Source organism: Bowdeniella massiliensis, from assembly GCF_023634005.1.
GTDB lineage: Bacteria > Actinomycetota > Actinomycetes > Actinomycetales > Actinomycetaceae > Bowdeniella > Bowdeniella massiliensis.
In genome coordinates this window covers 14,309-30,667 of the sequence record NZ_JALIQR010000001.1, presented here as the reverse complement: position 1 = coordinate 30,667, position 16,359 = coordinate 14,309, and the positions used below count along the sequence as shown (strand labels likewise).

Sequence of the window (16,359 nt, the reverse complement as noted above, 5' to 3'; positions counted from 1 at the left end):
CCGGAATGGGTGCAGGAAGGAAGCACACCCATGGCTAAGTCCACGTCCGATCCCGTCGAACTCCCCGAGAAAACCGAGACCACGACGGAGACCACGACCGTCAAGCCCAGCGATCTGAACAAGCAGAAGACCCCTGAGGCGAAGACGGAGCAGGACTCCGATATCGAGCACTGGAAGAAGCAGGCACGCACCTGGGAAGAGCGCGCGAAGCGCGACGAAAAGGACGCGGCCGCTTACCGGAAGCTCACGGAAACCAAGGAACAGACGGCCACGGAAAACAGTGAACTCAAGTCCCGGATTAGTGCCCTTGAGACACGGCTCATGGTCAGCGATGCCGTGATCAAGCACAACATCCCCCAGGACTACGTCTCCCTCGTCAAGGGCGAGACCGAAGAAGAGATCGCTGAGTCCGCGAAGCTCGTCGCAGACCTTGTGACGCAGAACCACGGTGTCGTGCATTCCTCATCCACCACCGGCGGCGAAGCCGCCAACACCTCAAGCACCGCTGCGGGCCGCGATCGATTCCTGGCCCGCAAAAACCGAAAGGAGCACGCGAATGCCTAATTTGCGCGCACAGAAGTTCGGCGGGGAAGACCACAGCTGGCTCGTGAACGGGCACGCCCTCCGCGATGGCATCACTGCCTCGCTGAAGGTGGAGACGTTCAAGGCCCAGGCTAAGGACGGCCAACTGCTGTCCGGTACCCCCGTCGATTACAGCGACCCGGGCGACCTCAAGCCCTTTACCGACGCGGCAGGCGCGAAGCTCGGCTTCATCTTGCACAACCACGCCATTACCGGGATTCTGGACACCAACATTAATGTGGCTGTCCTCGTGCACGGCATCGTTCACGCCGAGAAGGTTCCCGGAGAGTTCACTGTACCCGCGACCGCTGATGCCAGCGGTTTCACGTTCGTGAAGGGGGAGGCTAGCTAATGCCACTCTGGACTGATATTTATGATCCGGCGGAACTGACCGGGTTCGCGCGCGCCGCGTTCGAGGACCTCGAAGGCCGCGACGACTCCCTAGCTCGGTTCCTGCCGAACGCCCTCCGCGACGACATCACCGTCTCGTTCACCGTCGGGGAGAACGGTCTCGTCGAGGAAGCGGAATTCCGTGCCTACGACGCACCGCCCTCGGTCGGGAGCGTTGCAGGCGGCAAGCGTGTCGTCCTGGAACTGCCTGCTATCGGTCGCGAACACATCGTGCCCGAATACGCGCAGCTGAAGAACCGTAACGCTGGCGATGAAGCGATCCGCTCCGCCATCGAACGCGCCGCGATCCGGGCCGTGAAGGCTGTCGCCGAGCGTATGGAACGGCAGCGCGGTATCGCGCTACTGACCGGTAAGTCCACCATCAACCAGGTGAACTTCAAGTCGGATGACGACTTCGGTCGCGACCCGGCGCTGACGCACACCGCATCCCAGCTGTGGGATGCCGGAACCACCGGGCGGCTGGAGTTCCTGGAGCAGATGGTGGACCTGTACACCGAGAAGAACGGTGGCATCGCGCCCGGGGTCATCCTCGCGGGACGTAAGGCCGTGCGCCTGCTGAAGGCCGGTGATGACTTCAAGGCCACCACCGGCTCGCGTGTCATCTCCAACGCCGAGATGGGTGGTGTTCTCGATGACCACGGTATCCCGCCGATCCTGGCCTACAACCGTCGCACCCGCGCCGGCCTGGTCATTCCTGAGAACACGATCCTGTTCCTGCCTGCCCCGGGTGACCCGAACGACGAGTTCGGTACCGACCTGGGTGCCACGTACTGGGGTCGGACCCTGACCTCCCAGCACGAGGCATACAACCTCGCAGACGATGAACAGTCCGGCATCGTTGTGGGTGTCACCCGTGGCGACAAGCCGCCGATGATCGCCGAAGTCGTGTCCGACGCGATCGGCCTGCCGGTCCTGGAGAACGCGAACTTGTCCCTCGCTGTGAAGGTCGCGGCCTAACCCCAATAAGCCCCGGCGTGGCGCGCATCAATCGGACATGGAGTGCGCGCCACGCCGGCCCCTGAAGGAGACATCATGGCCACGTTCATCGTTAACACCTCCGCCCCTAAGGGCGGCGACATGCACTATTTCCACATCGGTGACACAGTGCCCGACTGGGCATTCGAACACCTCGGCGAACACACCTACAGCGGCGATGACGCACCCGCCCCGGAAGAATCCGAACCCGATACCCTGGACGAGGAAACCGTCGAAGACGAGACCGATGACTCTGAGGACAACGGGGAAGAGCTCGCCGCCGGCAACGACGTCGATGACCTCGACTTCACCGGCGCAGATCCTGAGCCTAAGAAGACCACCCGCGCCCGCCGCACCACGAAGAAGAAGTAGCCATCGTGGACGAGTTCCTCACCCTCGAACAGCTCCGCGTCAAGTGGCCCGCCGTCGCGGACAAAGACGAAACCGACGTCGAGTTCACGCTCCGTGAAGCCAACATGGAAGTCGGGAACACGCGCGGAGTACGCGAACGCCTCGCGAACGGGGAACTCGACCTCGAGACCGTCCAGTTCGTCGTCGAACGCATCGTGCGGCGCGCCCTGAAATCACCCGAGTTCGACGACCCGGGTGTCGCGTCCCAATCGTTCACGACCGGACCATTCACGGGCCAAGTCTCGTTCCGTAAACCCGACAACGGGGACGTGTACCTCACTAAGCGGGACAAAGCCCTCCTGGGGGTCACGGTCGAGACCGGGCGCGTGTTCTCCACCTACATGGGTGGCATCCGGTGAACATCCTCCGCCTGCTGAAGGTATTCCCGACCTATTTCTGGGTCGATGTCGTCGTCGAACGTGGTGGCGGAATCGACAAGCTCGGCAGGAACACTCCACCCACCCAAGTGCGAGTCGCCGCCAAGTGCCTCATCGCGCCCGGTTCCACGACCGATGCGCGCGGCCAAACGAACGAGAACCCCACCAGCCCCACCCTCTACCTGCCGCATATCAACGGACGCCGACAGTTCATGTTCCACCCCAGCGATGTCATCATCGTGCCCGACGGGCAGTGGATGAGCGGAACCTGGTCCATTGACGGACGCCCCGGTGACTGGCCCCTCGGCTGGGCCATCAGCCTGCACCAGGAAGGCCCAGCCAAACCCATCACCGCACCCGGCCCCGACGGAGGTGGCGAGTAGTGAAATCCCATCCCGTCCCAGGTTCCCGGCACTACCGGTCTATCGACGACGGCTTCGCGGAACTCGTCCGCTCCGAAGGCGTCGCCACGGCAACGAAAACCGCTGCCGAAACCATCGCGACCCGCGCCCGCTACCTCGAAGAAGCCAAAGGCTACCCAACCGAGAAACGCTCACGGTACCGCACCGAAAACCGGACGGTGAACATCGGTTTTAAACATAACCAGCGCGTCGGAGCCGCCGTCGTGCAAGAACTCGAATCCTGGCGCCCGATGCACGACCGAATCCTGTCCTGGGCGCTCGCGAACGCCGAAAGCATCCTGAAATGAATGACCTCGCTTACCCGGACGCGGAAGCCGCGCTGTACGACATTCTGTCGCGTGAAGGCTCGCCCGCGCACCCTACCCTCATCCTGCAAGTCGATGACTACGGGGTGCTTGTCGGTCCGTTCCCCATCGCGCACATCATTACCCTGCCCACCGGACGCGAATCCTATATCGATCGCACCGATGACATTCAGATCGATGTGTACACCCAGGGCGAGCTCGCGCGTCCAGCTGCCGAGGATGTGCGCCGCTTCGTGTGCGGCGAACAGATCGAAACCAGCTACGGGTTCATTGACGAGGTCTCCACGACCTCGATGCCCTCGAATCGGGATTCGTTCTACGACCGGATCCATAAAGCGTCGATGACGCTGAAGGTGGTCTCCCGCCCGTTGGAGACCTTCGCCTAATCGCTGACCAGCTGACCGCTGCCGCCCCCAACGGACCTACCGTCGGGGGCTTTGTCACACCCACCACCCAGAAGGGAAAACCTCTCATGCCCACATTTGACGAATTGCGGGTCGACGCAGACAACCGTCAGCTGATCCGTAAAGCTCAGAAGGCTGTCGCGTTCCTCGCCCCCATGTCGAAGGAACTCCCGGAAAAGCTCCTGGAAGCCGCCGGTACGTTCGCGGACCTGAAGACCGCAGGCTACCTGCCGGTCGGGATGGTCACGCCCGACGGATACAACTACACGCGAGACATCGAGAAGGAAGACATCGATGCTCTCGGCTACGCATCCCCGGTGCGTAGCGATGTCACGCGCGTGCCCCGATCGGTGACGTTCACTGTCCTGGAAAAGGGCCGCAAGCACATGCTCGAACTCATCTATGGTGCCGACCTGTCCGGCGTGACGCAGGACCCGACGACCGGCGAGATCGTGTTCGATGAGCCCGATATGCCAATCAATAAGGAATACCGCCTCCTGATCGTCGCGGTTGATGGCCCCGCCGACGCCCTGTGGGTGATGGGCAAGGGCTTCCATTCCGTGAAGCTGTCCGGCGGTGGATCCGAGCAGTGGCAGAAGGAAGGCCCCGCCTCCACCGAGATCACGCTCGACGTGTCCTCCGATGACGAGACCGGCACTCCCGTGCGTCACTACCTCGGTGGTACCGGTGCCCTGAAGCATAAGGACGTCCTCGGTTTCGTCGCCGCGTAACCAGTCTGTGGCGGGCCGGGCACTTGTCGGTGGCCACCCGGCCCGCCACACCACCATCAACGGCCACCACCCCCGCAGCTAAGGAGCCTCCCATGAGCGGAAAGACCGCCGACCTGTACGTCCTGACCAAGGGCGACCTCACGATCCCGACCAGCCTCGTCTCTGAGAAGAACCGCCTCCTGAACGAGGGATTCACCCTCGACGAGGACAAGGACACCAAGACCGAGACCGAAGCCTCGAAGTCCGAGTCCTCGGATAAGACCTCGAAGCCCGAGACCGCGAAGACGGCCAGCAAGAAGTAACCCCACAAGGAGACACGATCATGGCTACCGACAAGATCCAGCCCACCGCATCACTCAAGGCGATCAAGCGCGAGGTGAAGAAGCCGGAACCGTACCGGCTCGCGCTGTCTGACTCGAAGATCATCACGTTCCCGGACATCTTCGACCAGGACTCCGAAGCCGCCGAAACCCTCATGGCCCAATGGCAGACCGGGCAACTCACGCACTGGCAGTTCCTGGACCAGTGGCTGTCCGAAAAGGACGCTGCCGCGCTCCGTAAGGAACGATTGACGCTGCGCGAGCTCCTCGCCGTCGTCCAGTCCGCCCAAACCTACTACGAGGGCATCTGGGGCACGCAGGGGGAAGAGGACGCCTCCGACAGCTAATCGAGCGTTACCGGGCCGAGGTCCGCGCCGACCTGCAACAGTTCTACGGCGTGGACCTCGCCCAGTGGCTCGCTGACGGGCGCATCATCGCGCTCCTCGACCTCATCGAGCAGCTGCCACGCACCGCTCGCCTGTGGGAGGCGCAAGCCCAAGACCCCGAAGTCGCCGCAGAGCGACTCAACCTCGAAGAAACCCAGCCCCCATCTGAAACCGCGAAAGAGGCATGGTCGCCACGAGTAGCCGAATGGGGCCTAAACGAGCAAATGATCGCGGACCTCATCGACGCGGTCGAAAAACAGACCTACATCCTGGCCTCCATCCATGGGGGTAAACCCACCAAACCCGGCCCATTCCCACGGCCCCGCACCGCGCTCGAAAAGGCGCGCGAAGCCCGCGATATCGAGTTCGCGAACACGACCATGGCCCTGTTCGGATTCGACGAGGCCGATTTCTTTTAACCCCCTACCGAGAACGGAGGTCACCCCATGCCGGTTGTCGGTATCGCCGAAGTTCTCATCCGCCCCACGTTCAAGGGCATGCAGCAAGACATCGGAAAGGAATTCGATGATCTAGCTAAGAATCCGGCCGCCACGAAAACCGGCAGCGTGTTCGGTGGGAAGGTCGCGACCGCGGCGAAGAAGGCCATGAAAGCGGGCGCGGTCGCAACGGGTGCCGCTGTCGGTGGCATCATCGCGACCGGCCTGAAAAAGGGCTTCGATCGCCTCCAAGCCATCGAGCAAGCCAAAGCGAAGCTCGTGGGCCTCGGACACTCCGCGAAGTCGGTCGAGACCATCATGGGGAACGCGCTTGCCTCCGTGAAGGGCACCGCGTTCGGTCTTGGTGAGGCGGCGACTGTTGCGGCTAACGCTGTCGCCGCAGGCGTGAAACCCGGCAAGGAGCTAGAACGCACTCTGAAGCTCGTGGCTGACACGTCCACGATCGCGGGCCGTGACATGGGCGAAATGGGCGCGATCTTCAACAAGGTCGCCGCGTCCAACAAGGTGCAGATGGACGTCATTAACCAGCTGCATGACGCGGGCGTCCCTGCCCTGTCCCTCATCGCGAAGCACATCGGTAAAACCAGCGAAGAGACCGCGAAGATGGCGTCCAAGGGCGAAATCGATTTCGCGACGTTCCAAGCCGCCATGGAAAAGGGTGTCGGCGGCGCGGCCCTGGAATCCGGTAAAACCCTGTCCGGCTCGTTCAATAACGCCCTCGCGGCCCTCGGACGCGCGGGAGCAAACCTCCTATCGGGCGTGTACCCGAAGTTCCAGGAATTTTTCTCCAAAGTCATCGACTGGATGGAACCGATCGAGGACCTCGCCAAACGTGCCGGCGAGAAGATCGCGGAACTCCTGGATGACGCGATCGCCAAGGGCAAGGACGCCGTCAAGTGGCTGAAGGAGAACGAAAACTCCATCAAGCTCGTGGCCTCCGCGCTCGCGGGCGCTGCCACCGCCTGGGGCCTGTACAAGGTCTCCGTCGGTGGTGTCTCCAATATCCTCAAGGCCGTGACCGCCGCGCAAGCCATGTGGAACGCGGTCTTGGCTGCGAACCCGATCATGCGCATCGTTACCGTGATCGGCGCGCTCGTCGGTTCCCTCATCTACCTGTACAACACGAACGAGGACGTCAAAAACGCGATCGATAGTGCCTGGAACTGGATTAAGGACACGATCTCCACCGCGTGGAATGACTACATCAAACCCGCATGGGACGCCATGTCAGGGTTCGTCACCAACACGCTCGTCCCTATCTTCCAACGCATTCGGGATGTCGCGAAACAAGCCTGGGAAGGCATCAAGAACGCGGTCGCGACTGCGTGGAGCTACCTCCAGCCCGTGTTCAACACGATTGGTTCCGTCATCCAAGGAATCGGGTCCGTCTTCCAGTGGTTGTGGATTAACATCATCCAACCGATTTGGGGACTGATCTCGTGGTGGATTCAGGTCCAGTGGAACGTCCTGCGCCTCGTCTTCGACCTCATTGTCTTCGCGATCAAAAACGTTGGCTCGTTCTTTTCCTGGCTGTACAACAACGTTATTAAACCGGTCTGGGACTGGATCTCTAACCTGATCTCCAGCGCATGGAACAACTACATCAAGCCCGTATTCTCGGCCATTGGGGACTTCCTCCAACGCACCCTCGGCCCCGCCTTCACGTGGTTCCGGGACACCATCGTCGCCCCCGTCTGGAACGGCATCAAGGACACGATCTCCTCGATCTGGACCAAAGGAATCAAACCCGTCCTGCAAGCCTTTGGTGACTTCTTCACCAAAACCCTTCCGGGATGGGTACAACGCGGCGCAGAACTCATCGGCGACGCCTGGAACGGTGTCAAGAACTTCTTCGCCGTCCCCATCAACTGGGTCCTGGAAAACGTGTGGGACAAGGGCATCAAAAAAGCGTTCGACAACGTCGCTAAAGCCGTCGGCTCCGGCGCACGCCTCCCCGCAGCGGGCCGCATCGGCGGCACCAAAGCCTCCTCCTACGGACTCCCCTCCTACGCCCGCAGGGCACGCGGCGGCTACACCCACCCCGGCTGGACCCTCGTAGGTGAAGAAGGCCCCGAACTCGTCAACTTCACGCAACCCAACCGCGTCTACACCGCAGCCGAAACCGCGAAGGCGCTCGCGGCAGGCCGTGACCTCGACCCGCGTCTGGCCCGCCAAGCCGTGGGACGCACTCCACGCGAGTCCATGGTCGCTGCCGGCGGGATCTCCGACTGGGCATCCAGCACGTGGGGAGCTATCAAGTCTGGTGCGAAATGGGCGTGGGACAACACGGGTGGACGCGCCATCAAGTGGGTGCGTGGTGGTCTCGCGAAAGCCGCCGACTTCATCTTGCGTCCCCTGCAAGCCCTCATCTCCCGCACCGTTGGACAGTGGGGACACATGGGGTCGGTCGTCTCCGGCATGTCCCAACGCTCCATCGACGCCCTCGTGAAATGGATCCGCGGCCACGACGAGCAGGCCATCGCCGATGGCGGCGCAGAATTCGTTGGCACCACCGGCGGTTTCGCCCGCCCCTCCCGCGGCCCCATCACCTCCTGGTACGGCCCCCGCTGGGGCGCATTCCACGCAGGCGTTGACATCGCCGGAGGCGGACCCACCTACGCCGCCTGGAACGGCAAAGTCGCCAAAACCGGATGGAACATTGTTCCCGGACGAACTGGTATCGGCATTCTCCTGTCCCACGGTGGCTCCAAATGGACTTATTACGGGCATAACCCCGTCGGCGGAGTCGTCGTCAAACCCGGCCAGGAGGTTAAGGCCGGGCAACGTATCGGCGCGCAAGGCGCGACCGGCAACGTCACCGGCGTCCACCTGCATTTCGAGGAACATCGTGGCGGCATCGGACGCGCCGTCAATCCCGGCTACCTTTTCCGGGACCGAGGCGGAAACCTGCCCCCAGGCCTCTCCATGGTTCTGAATAACACCGGACGTGATGAATGGATTCTTAACGACAACCAAATGCGGGCGCTCGCGGCTCGTGCTCAGCAGGTTGCTGCTTTCCCGGACGAGGTCACGCTCCAGGTCGGGGATGAGGAATTCCCTGCCTACCTGCGACGCAAGACGGATGAGCGCCTCACTGAGCATGTGGCGGATTTGCGGCAGTCGAAGCGGCAATTGACGGGAGTATAGGCAATGGCGATTTCGTGGGGCGCGTGGGCTGGTGGGCGTGTGCGGCTGGGTGTGGAGTTTATTCAGACTCCGGGAACAGTCGCTGCCGCTACGTCGTCGGTGTCGTTGAATGCCCGGGTGTATGTTCAGACGCGTTATTCGCTGACGGATACGACGAACTCGTTGAGGGTCGGCGGGTCGTGGTCCTGGACGGGGACTGCTTCGATTTCGCATTCGTCGGGTACGACGACGCGCGTGTATTCGGGCACGATCAGCGTGCCGGTCTCGTACACGTCTACGACGCGGCGTTCGATCTCGGCCACGTTGACGGGTATCGAGGTTGTTGGCCTGTCCACGCCGATCACGGTGTCGGCGTCCCACACTGTGGGCCGTCGTCCCGTGGACCTGCCGCGTACTCCCGGCCCGCTGACCGTGTCGCGTGAATCCGACACGCGCCATATCGTCTGGTATTCGGCGACGAACCCGGGACACCCCGCGAATCCGACCGATAGCCTCGTTATTGAGCGGTATGACTCGAATCGCGGCAGCTGGCGGGATATCGCGACCGTCTACCCGGAATATTCGTCGTATGCGGACCAGGGCACCGTCCCGAACGAACGCTACCGGTATGGTGTGCGTGCCCGTAACGGTGCCGGGGATTCGGCGCGCGTGTTCTCTGAAGGGTGGACGTATACGACTCCGTCCGCGCCGACGAGCGTCTCTGCCGAGAAAACCAGTGGCGACATCACCGTCACGTTCCGGCAGAACGATGCCTACGGCACCGCCTATAACATTTTTGATTCCCCGGATGGCGGCGAGTTCGTCAAGGTTGGGACGGTGGCGGGCTCCGCCACCGAGTTCACGCATACAAACCCGGACCCGTCGGTGACGCACACCTACCGGGTGCAGGCTGTCGCAGGGACTATTCCGGGCGTCATGTCCGCCTCCTCGAACACTGTGCAGCTGTTGACGGCCCCGGCTGCGCCCTCCCAACTCGTACCCTCGGCGGGCGCATTCGACGCCACCAAAACAGCCACGTTCACGTGGCGACACAACGCGATCGACACGACCGCGCAGAGCGCGTACGAGCTGAGGTACCGGCTCGTGGGCGCTACCTCATGGACCTCCAGCGGCAAAACCACCTCCCGCACCCAAGCGCGCACATTCGCGGCGAACACGTTCGCTAACGGACGCACCTACGAGTGGTCAGTGAGGACGTGGGGTGATCACGCGAATGCCTCGCCCTGGTCAGCTGCCGCCGTGTACCGCACATCTGCCGCGCCCTCGGTCACCGTCACCACGCCCGGACAGACCGTGATCTCGGCCAGGACGACTGCGGCCTGGACCTACTATGATCCGGAAGGCACCGCCCAGTCCGGCTACCGCGTCCGCCTCGAAACCAGTGACGGTATCGAGTTATATTCGGTGACGCGCACGTCGTCGGCGTCCTCGCATGCGATCCCCACCGTCCTGGCCGACAAATCCTCCTATGTGCTGTTTGTCGCGGTCCGTGACGGGGAGGGTGTCTGGTCCGCTGAATACCAGCGTGTGTTCTCGGTCGAGTACGCGCAGCCTGGCGCACCGACTGTTGATCTGTATTGGGATCTCGAATCGGGTGCGGTCATGGTGTCGGCTGCGGCGACTGCTGCGCAGGTCGCGACCGAGAAGCTCACCATCGCGCGGAAACAGCCCGACGGCACGTGGAAAGTCCTCGCCGATAACCTGCCGACCGAGGTCGCGATCACTGACCCAATCCCGCCCCTGGACCAGGACGTCGAGTACCGCGTGACAGCGACCTCCAGCATCGGCTCCGAACGCGACACCATCGCCACCGTTCACACCCGGTCACGTGGCTGGGTGTACGTCAACCACGGCCAAGGATTCACGAACGTCACCAAGGTGCGTGACAACGCGACCATCGAGTTCACCCCCGGCCAGGAAAAGGTCCGTAAAGAACGGCTCGGGCGTACGTATCCGACGGAGATCATGGGGGAACGCCGTACCGGGAAGGTCTCGCTGTCGGCGCAGATCGGTGGCGGCTCCTCCACCTACGAGGAATGGGAAGACCTGACATTCCGGCCCGCACCCCTGTGCTATCGGGACCCGTTCCGCAAGCTGTTTGTCTCGGTAGATCCCGTCGCCACGTCGTTTAAACGCATCAAACAAACCATGAGCGTTGCGTTTGAGCAGGTGCATCATGTCGAATAAGCCGGTGCTCGCGGGCCACCGGTCCGAGAAATACTGGGTCAATATTCTGAACCGGCACGACGTGCCCATCGGCGTGTTGGACGGGTTCGAGTCCGGCAGCATCTCCCTGAACGTGAACGCCACCATCCGTGGTGGCGGCTCCCTGGACTATACGGGCCCCGAAATCGAATGGCACGACTACCGGTTACAGCCCTGGTTCCACGCCATCGACGAGACCACGGGCGAAGAAATCAAACGGCCCCTCGGTATCTATTTGCCGACGGCACCCGGCACCAGCTACGACACTGCCCGCGCGCAAACGATTGAGCTGTATGACAAGACCGACATTCTCAATAGCGAGAAATACGAGCAGACGTTCACGGTTCCGGCGGGCGCGAACGTCGTCCAATGGGTGCGCTCTATCATCGCGTCAACGGGTGAGACCGCGATCGCGATCGACGACTCAGACGAAACCCTGCGCACCGCGCAAGTGTTTGATCACCAGTTCACGAAACTGCAGATCGTGAACAAGCTGCTGGATTCGATTGAGTATTTCGCGCTCTGGTGCGACGGGTGGGGCGTCTACCGGTCCGGGCCGCGTAAACCCCCGCAACAGCGCGCCGTCGAGGTCATCCTGGAGGACACCGAAGACAACGCGCTGTACGACCCGGCGTTCACACATGATTACGACTCCTACCGGGTCGCTAACCACGTCGTGGCCCTGTCGGAGACTGATGGCGAGAAACCACCGTTGCGCGCCTCGGCTAGGAACGACAACCCCGATTCGCCGTTCTCGACCGTGCGGCGTGGACGTGTCATCACGCGGTTCGAGGAATCCGTCGAAGCCACGTCCCAAGCCGTCCTCCAAGCCTACGTGAACCGGCTGCTGTGGGAGGAACAGCAAGTGCTCTCGAAATTCCAGATCAAACATGCCCACGTGGACACGTGGTTCAACGACGTGGTCACGTTCCGTGCCACCCGGTGGGGCATCGACGTGCCGTGCGTGATCCAGAAACACGACATCACGCTCAAGCCTGGTGAGGATGTCTCCACCGAGTTGAGGGAGATCGTCAATGCCTAACCCCCTGTTGCCCCTCATCGAGGACGAATACATCCGGCCCGTCGCGCAGGCAGCGACCTACCGTGAAGCCCTCGTCACCAAGATCGGCCCGATTGTTGAGGTCCGGTTTTTCACCGACACCGATTCGACGCCGCTCACGAAACCGCCCCTCGTCGCAGGCCTGGCCGTTGGGGACATGGTGATGTGCATGATCCTCGGCCAGTCGCTGACGATCGTCGGGAAATATGGTGGCACGACACCCCCCGCACCGCCCGACAACACGGTCGTGATTGGTGGGGTGCCGTATGTGGCGTCGGGTGTGTCGGGTCCGCCCCCGATCTTGTACGAGCAAAAGCATGCGCCGGTGTATGTGGCGCGTGGGTCGATCCCGACCCCCTATATCCCGCCCGCCGGGTACGGATTCGACGTCTACACGCTCACCACGACGGGCTACACGTGGGTCTCGGTGTATAACCAGTCCGCGACTTCGATCGGGCTGAATGTGCTCCAGGTCGGCAACCCGAACGAGTCCGCGCTCTCCCGGGTGGGCTGGCGGCTCATCAAACTCTAGGAGGCTGCTGTGGCAGACATTCTCGCAGGCCTATCGTGGCCGGACCTGGGCGCGACCGCGATCCTCGCGATCGTATTTTTCATGGTCGTGACAGGCCGCCTCGTGCCACGCTCAACGGTCGAGGACCTGCGCGCCGATATCCAGGCCATGCGCGAAGCCAACCAGTCGCTCACGGACGCTAACCGCGACCTCATGGAGCTGAACCTGCGGCTCACGGTCGCCGCCGAAACCAGCGCCGACGCACTCACCAAACTGAAAACCGCCGCCCAAATCCAGGGAGGGGGTGACGACCAGTGACCTGTGTCCTGCGCTGGCCGTGGCCACGCCGCGAACCCCAAATCTCGCGCGAGGCACGCCTAGCCAAACAACGCGCAGCCGAAGCGGTCGAGCAGGCGCGCCGCCGCCGCCCACACTCGGAGGCAATCGCGCGCATCGTCGAGGTCCACCGCGCCGAAAACCATCTCGCTGAGGCGTTTTCTGCCGTATTCCAACTGAGGGAGCACTAAAACCTATGCACGCGCTCGCGACCGCCGCGCTCATCGTCGCGGCACTCACCATCCTCGCCTACGTCACGATCTACACCGCGAATTATCCGTGGTGGCGCTCGCGCCATGGGCGCTCGCTCGTCGGTTGGCCGCTCGTCGTCGGCGCACTCACCGGCATGTGGGGACTCCTACGGCTCATGGGGTCACCCGCGCCCGGAAACGGCGCGATCATCGTGGGTTGTGTTGTGCTCATGGCCGCGACGACCCAGCGGCTCCTCATCCTCCTGAGGGTGATCCGCGCGAACCGCGACCAGAAACTCTCAACCTAACCTGCCCGACCTAACCGCCGGTTAGGTAGCCCGATAAGGCCCGCCCAGTGTGGCGGGTTTTTTCACACCCACGGAGGCCGCATGAAACTGATCCCGGGCGCTATCGCGCGCCCAATCTCCCGAAACTACACGCCGCGTCGCCGTGCGCGCACGGACGCGGTAATCCTCCACGTCGCCGTGAGCAAGGCGCGTTCACTGCACGGCTGGTTCAACAACCCCGCCGCCAAGGCCAGCTCGCACCTGTACGTCCGTAAGGACGGGTCGATGGAGCAATACGTGTCGCACGAGCAATCCGCGTGGACCTCGGGCGCTGGCTCCTACCGGTCCATCGGCATCGAGACCGAGGGCATGGGCATCGAACCGTGGACGGCAGCGCAGCGCGAGACCATCGCCCGCGTCCTCGCGTGGGCGCACAAAACCTACGGCGTGCCGCTCGCCCTCATGGACTCGTCCGCGCCCAGAGCTCGCGGCACCGGCTGGCACCGCCTCGGCATACCCATGACCCGCGCCCAACTCAGCCGCGGCGTCTCGTACACGGGCGGCGAACTATGGTCCCGCGCCGTCGGGAAAACCTGCTTGCCGACCGATGTCACCGAAGTGCTCACCAAGCGCGGCTGGGTGCCCCTACTCGAGGTTGCAGACACCGACCTCGTTGCGTCGGTTGACGGTGCAGGCCGAGTCTCGTTCGACACCGCCGAGAAGATCGAGCCATATGTGGCGCAGGTCATCACGGTCGGCAAGTTCGAGTCAACCCCCGATCATGACTGGGTAGTGAGCCGCCCCGGCCCATCAAACTGCCTGGACTGCGATTTCTCCGGCAAGCGCCGAGCTGTAGGTGTGCACCGCCAACACACCGGCCACAACCTCAAGAGAACCGATCAGTGGGTGAAGGTTCCTGCCGCCAAGCTCCGTCGCGCGGACACGGCCCTAGAAGTTGCGCCCCGCGACGAAGGGCTGCCCCTCACCCTCGATGAAGTGCGCATGGCTGTCTGGCTGTTCGCCGACGGGCACTACATGAGCGAGAACGGATCCGGCTACTACGGCGTGGAGTGGCACTTCAAGAAGGACCGCAAGACCGAGCGCGTGACCGCACTACTGGACCGCCTAGGGGTTGCATACAGCCTCGGTGCACGCAGTGACGGCACCAGCGCAATTCGCGTGTGGGGCGACGAGGGTCGCTTCCTGATCGACCTGCTGCCTACCAAGCGGTTTACGCCGGACTGGCTGGCGGTTTCCCGTGAACAGATCGACGCGATGTGGGAAGAGCTGCGCCTGGCTGACGGCGCATCCACGGTGCCCGGCCACATCTGTTTCTCCCGCGATAAAGAGTCGCTCAACGTCCTACAGGCGGCCTCGACGCTGAACGGGGTCTCAACTCGCATGTGGCACACATCCGGCCTCTGGTGGCTCGCAATTCGCAAGAGCCGCCACCGCTACGAGGTGAGGCCGCCCACTCGCGAGACCGAAGTCGCGTGCCTGACGACCGTCAACGGCACGTTAATCATCCGCCAACGCGGGCAAGTGACCGTGACCGGCAACTGCCCCGGCAGTGCGTGCATCGCCCAGATTCCCAGCATTGTCTCGCGTGCCCGCATTATCGCGGGCCTCGACAAACCGAAACCGAACCCATCTCCTGCCGACGCGCTCGCCGAGGCAGGCATCCTGATAGGAGACACCATGAAAAACGTCGGCATCTACACGAACCGCGCGGACGGGACCCGCGTCTACGCGATCCTCAATCCGGCCAGCGGGTTTTTCCACAAATTCACCGGCGGGACCGGCAAAACACTGGCGGGCACGTATGTGAACCCGCTCGCTGCCGCGTTCGACACCGGCTCCTGGCCATTCGTCACGCAGTCCCACATGGATGTCATCGAGGAGGCGTGCGCCCTGGTTCGCGCTGGACTGGTCCGCGCCCAGGAGCCCTCTGACGGAACCAATAAGGAGTGACCATGGAGACCATCGACATTTCAACCACCGCACTCATGACTGTTCCCGGCATCGCCGGTATCGCGTCCGCGTTCCTCACCGCACTGTTGACGCGCTGGACGACCCTCGCGCCGCGTTGGCGGCCCTGGCTCGCGCTCGCCGTCGCAGTCGCCACCACGGCGATCGGCGTGTGGATCACCTACCGCCCCGAATCGTGGGAGGTCATCGCGGTCCAGATCGCTGCCGTCGCTGGTGTCGCCCAAGTCGTCTATACGGCCCTGAAGCCCGCGCTCAAGCTGCTCAACGGCGACACGACCACGGTGCCGCCCGTTGACGCCGAGGTTGGGCCAATCCCCGCCGACTATGGGACAGCCGTCGTGACTGGTATGCCCACCGAGACCGCGATCGTTGAGCCGCCCACGGACGGTATCGAGGCGATCGCCACGACCGAGGCGGTAGACCGTGGCGATTAACCTCGAAACACTCGCTGCTGACCTGCGCGAGATGAGCAGCCAGGACTGGGAGGCGATGCGCGATATCTGGTCCGCCGAACACGTGCGACGAAACGAACTCGCCGCGCTACCGGGCCAGATCGATCAGGTCGCCGACCGGCTGCGCGGAACAGAGCGGCATGAGCCGGGCGCAGAGTTCGTACCCCCGACCAGCTCGATGGATGCCTATATGGCGGGAGAGACCATCAGCCAGGACGGTCAGGTCTATACGTGCACCGTGGATTGGACGCGCTGGGGCCCCTCGGTCCTACCCGACGCGTGGCAGGCCACTGACGAGGGCGAGGAGCCCTAGCCACATTCAACTCACACCCTACGCGCAGCGAAGCGGCCTCACCCATGACGGGTGGGGCCGCTTTTTCGCGTATGTGGGGCGCGCGC

Annotated in this window: 23 protein-coding genes; 22 read left to right on the top strand and 1 reads right to left on the bottom strand. The window is 63.1% G+C overall.

The genetic code is table 11. The features are described 5' to 3' along the window. The first annotated feature begins 30 nt into the window (after positions 1-30). From MUN85_RS00195 to MUN85_RS00135, 13 genes are all read left to right on the top strand, one after another. On the top strand, positions 31-564 hold the full coding sequence (locus MUN85_RS00195) for a hypothetical protein (protein WP_250504847.1): 534 nt from the start codon (positions 31-33) through the stop codon (positions 562-564). Continuing rightward, positions 557-934: a hypothetical protein gene (locus MUN85_RS00190; RefSeq protein WP_250504846.1), complete on the top strand. Its 378-nt coding sequence runs from the start codon at positions 557-559 to the stop codon at positions 932-934. The genes MUN85_RS00195 and MUN85_RS00190 overlap by 8 nt, the downstream gene beginning before the upstream one ends. Then, positions 934-1,950: a major capsid protein gene (locus tag MUN85_RS00185; RefSeq protein ID WP_250504845.1), complete on the top strand. Its 1,017-nt coding sequence runs from the start codon at positions 934-936 to the stop codon at positions 1,948-1,950. The genes MUN85_RS00190 and MUN85_RS00185 overlap by 1 nt, the downstream gene beginning before the upstream one ends. Positions 1,951-2,025: 75 nt before the next feature. Then, complete coding sequence (locus MUN85_RS00180) at positions 2,026-2,340, top strand: hypothetical protein (protein WP_250504844.1); 315 nt, start codon at positions 2,026-2,028, stop codon at positions 2,338-2,340. Between the two features lie 5 nt (positions 2,341-2,345). After that, entirely contained in the window at positions 2,346-2,738 is a 393-nt protein-coding gene (locus MUN85_RS00175) for a hypothetical protein (RefSeq protein WP_250504843.1), read from the top strand. After that, positions 2,735-3,139 carry a hypothetical protein gene (locus MUN85_RS00170; protein WP_250504842.1) on the top strand — a complete coding sequence of 135 codons (405 nt, stop codon included), beginning with the start codon at positions 2,735-2,737 and terminating at the stop codon, positions 3,137-3,139. The genes MUN85_RS00175 and MUN85_RS00170 overlap by 4 nt, the downstream gene beginning before the upstream one ends. Then, entirely contained in the window at positions 3,139-3,465 is a 327-nt protein-coding gene (locus MUN85_RS00165; protein ID WP_250504841.1) for a hypothetical protein, read from the top strand. The genes MUN85_RS00170 and MUN85_RS00165 overlap by 1 nt, the downstream gene beginning before the upstream one ends. Next, complete coding sequence (locus MUN85_RS00160) at positions 3,462-3,869, top strand: hypothetical protein (protein ID WP_250504840.1); 408 nt, start codon at positions 3,462-3,464, stop codon at positions 3,867-3,869. The genes MUN85_RS00165 and MUN85_RS00160 overlap by 4 nt, the downstream gene beginning before the upstream one ends. 86 nt (positions 3,870-3,955) lie before the next feature. Then, the gene (locus MUN85_RS00155; RefSeq protein WP_250504839.1) at positions 3,956-4,618 is read left to right on the top strand and encodes a hypothetical protein; all 663 of its coding nucleotides are present in this window, start codon (positions 3,956-3,958) and stop codon (positions 4,616-4,618) included. A 92-nt stretch (positions 4,619-4,710) separates the two neighbouring features. Beyond that, positions 4,711-4,920, top strand: a complete 210-nt coding sequence (locus MUN85_RS00150) for a hypothetical protein (RefSeq protein WP_250504838.1) — start codon at positions 4,711-4,713, stop codon at positions 4,918-4,920. Between the two features lie 20 nt (positions 4,921-4,940). Further along, entirely contained in the window at positions 4,941-5,285 is a 345-nt protein-coding gene (locus MUN85_RS00145) for a hypothetical protein (protein WP_250504837.1), read from the top strand. Between the two features lie 50 nt (positions 5,286-5,335). Further along, entirely contained in the window at positions 5,336-5,743 is a 408-nt protein-coding gene (locus MUN85_RS00140; RefSeq protein WP_250504836.1) for a hypothetical protein, read from the top strand. 27 nt (positions 5,744-5,770) lie between these two features. Continuing rightward, entirely contained in the window at positions 5,771-8,929 is a 3,159-nt protein-coding gene (locus tag MUN85_RS00135; RefSeq protein ID WP_250504835.1) for a peptidoglycan DD-metalloendopeptidase family protein, read from the top strand. 134 nt (positions 8,930-9,063) lie between these two features. On the opposite strand, the gene MUN85_RS00130 is transcribed toward MUN85_RS00135, so the two are convergent. Then, positions 9,064-9,264 (bottom strand): hypothetical protein, encoded by a 201-nt coding sequence (locus tag MUN85_RS00130; protein ID WP_250504834.1) that lies wholly within the window; start codon positions 9,262-9,264, stop codon positions 9,064-9,066. Positions 9,265-9,307: 43 nt separating this feature from the next. Between MUN85_RS00130 and MUN85_RS00125 the strand changes: the two genes are divergently transcribed. The 9 genes from MUN85_RS00125 (at position 9,308) to MUN85_RS00085 (ending at position 16,273) form a co-directional block, all read left to right on the top strand. Next, complete coding sequence (locus tag MUN85_RS00125; RefSeq protein WP_250504833.1) at positions 9,308-11,116, top strand: fibronectin type III domain-containing protein; 1,809 nt, start codon at positions 9,308-9,310, stop codon at positions 11,114-11,116. Next, complete coding sequence (locus MUN85_RS00120; RefSeq protein WP_250504832.1) at positions 11,106-12,176, top strand: hypothetical protein; 1,071 nt, start codon at positions 11,106-11,108, stop codon at positions 12,174-12,176. The genes MUN85_RS00125 and MUN85_RS00120 overlap by 11 nt, the downstream gene beginning before the upstream one ends. Continuing rightward, positions 12,169-12,726: a hypothetical protein gene (locus tag MUN85_RS00115; protein WP_250504831.1), complete on the top strand. Its 558-nt coding sequence runs from the start codon at positions 12,169-12,171 to the stop codon at positions 12,724-12,726. The genes MUN85_RS00120 and MUN85_RS00115 overlap by 8 nt, the downstream gene beginning before the upstream one ends. A gap of 9 nt (positions 12,727-12,735) precedes the next feature. Next, positions 12,736-13,023 (top strand): hypothetical protein, encoded by a 288-nt coding sequence (locus MUN85_RS00110; RefSeq protein ID WP_250504830.1) that lies wholly within the window; start codon positions 12,736-12,738, stop codon positions 13,021-13,023. After that, the gene (locus tag MUN85_RS00105) at positions 13,020-13,232 is read left to right on the top strand and encodes a DUF7620 family protein (RefSeq protein ID WP_250504829.1); all 213 of its coding nucleotides are present in this window, start codon (positions 13,020-13,022) and stop codon (positions 13,230-13,232) included. The genes MUN85_RS00110 and MUN85_RS00105 overlap by 4 nt, the downstream gene beginning before the upstream one ends. A gap of 5 nt (positions 13,233-13,237) precedes the next feature. Further along, positions 13,238-13,540 (top strand): putative phage holin, encoded by a 303-nt coding sequence (locus tag MUN85_RS00100; protein WP_250504828.1) that lies wholly within the window; start codon positions 13,238-13,240, stop codon positions 13,538-13,540. A gap of 81 nt (positions 13,541-13,621) precedes the next feature. Beyond that, a complete protein-coding gene (locus MUN85_RS00095; protein WP_250504827.1) occupies positions 13,622-15,490 on the top strand; it encodes an N-acetylmuramoyl-L-alanine amidase in 1,869 nt (622 codons plus the stop codon). A gap of 2 nt (positions 15,491-15,492) precedes the next feature. After that, positions 15,493-15,942 carry a hypothetical protein gene (locus MUN85_RS00090; protein WP_250504826.1) on the top strand — a complete coding sequence of 150 codons (450 nt, stop codon included), beginning with the start codon at positions 15,493-15,495 and terminating at the stop codon, positions 15,940-15,942. Next, positions 15,932-16,273, top strand: a complete 342-nt coding sequence (locus MUN85_RS00085) for a hypothetical protein (protein WP_250504825.1) — start codon at positions 15,932-15,934, stop codon at positions 16,271-16,273. The genes MUN85_RS00090 and MUN85_RS00085 overlap by 11 nt, the downstream gene beginning before the upstream one ends. Positions 16,274-16,359 lie beyond the last annotated feature (86 nt).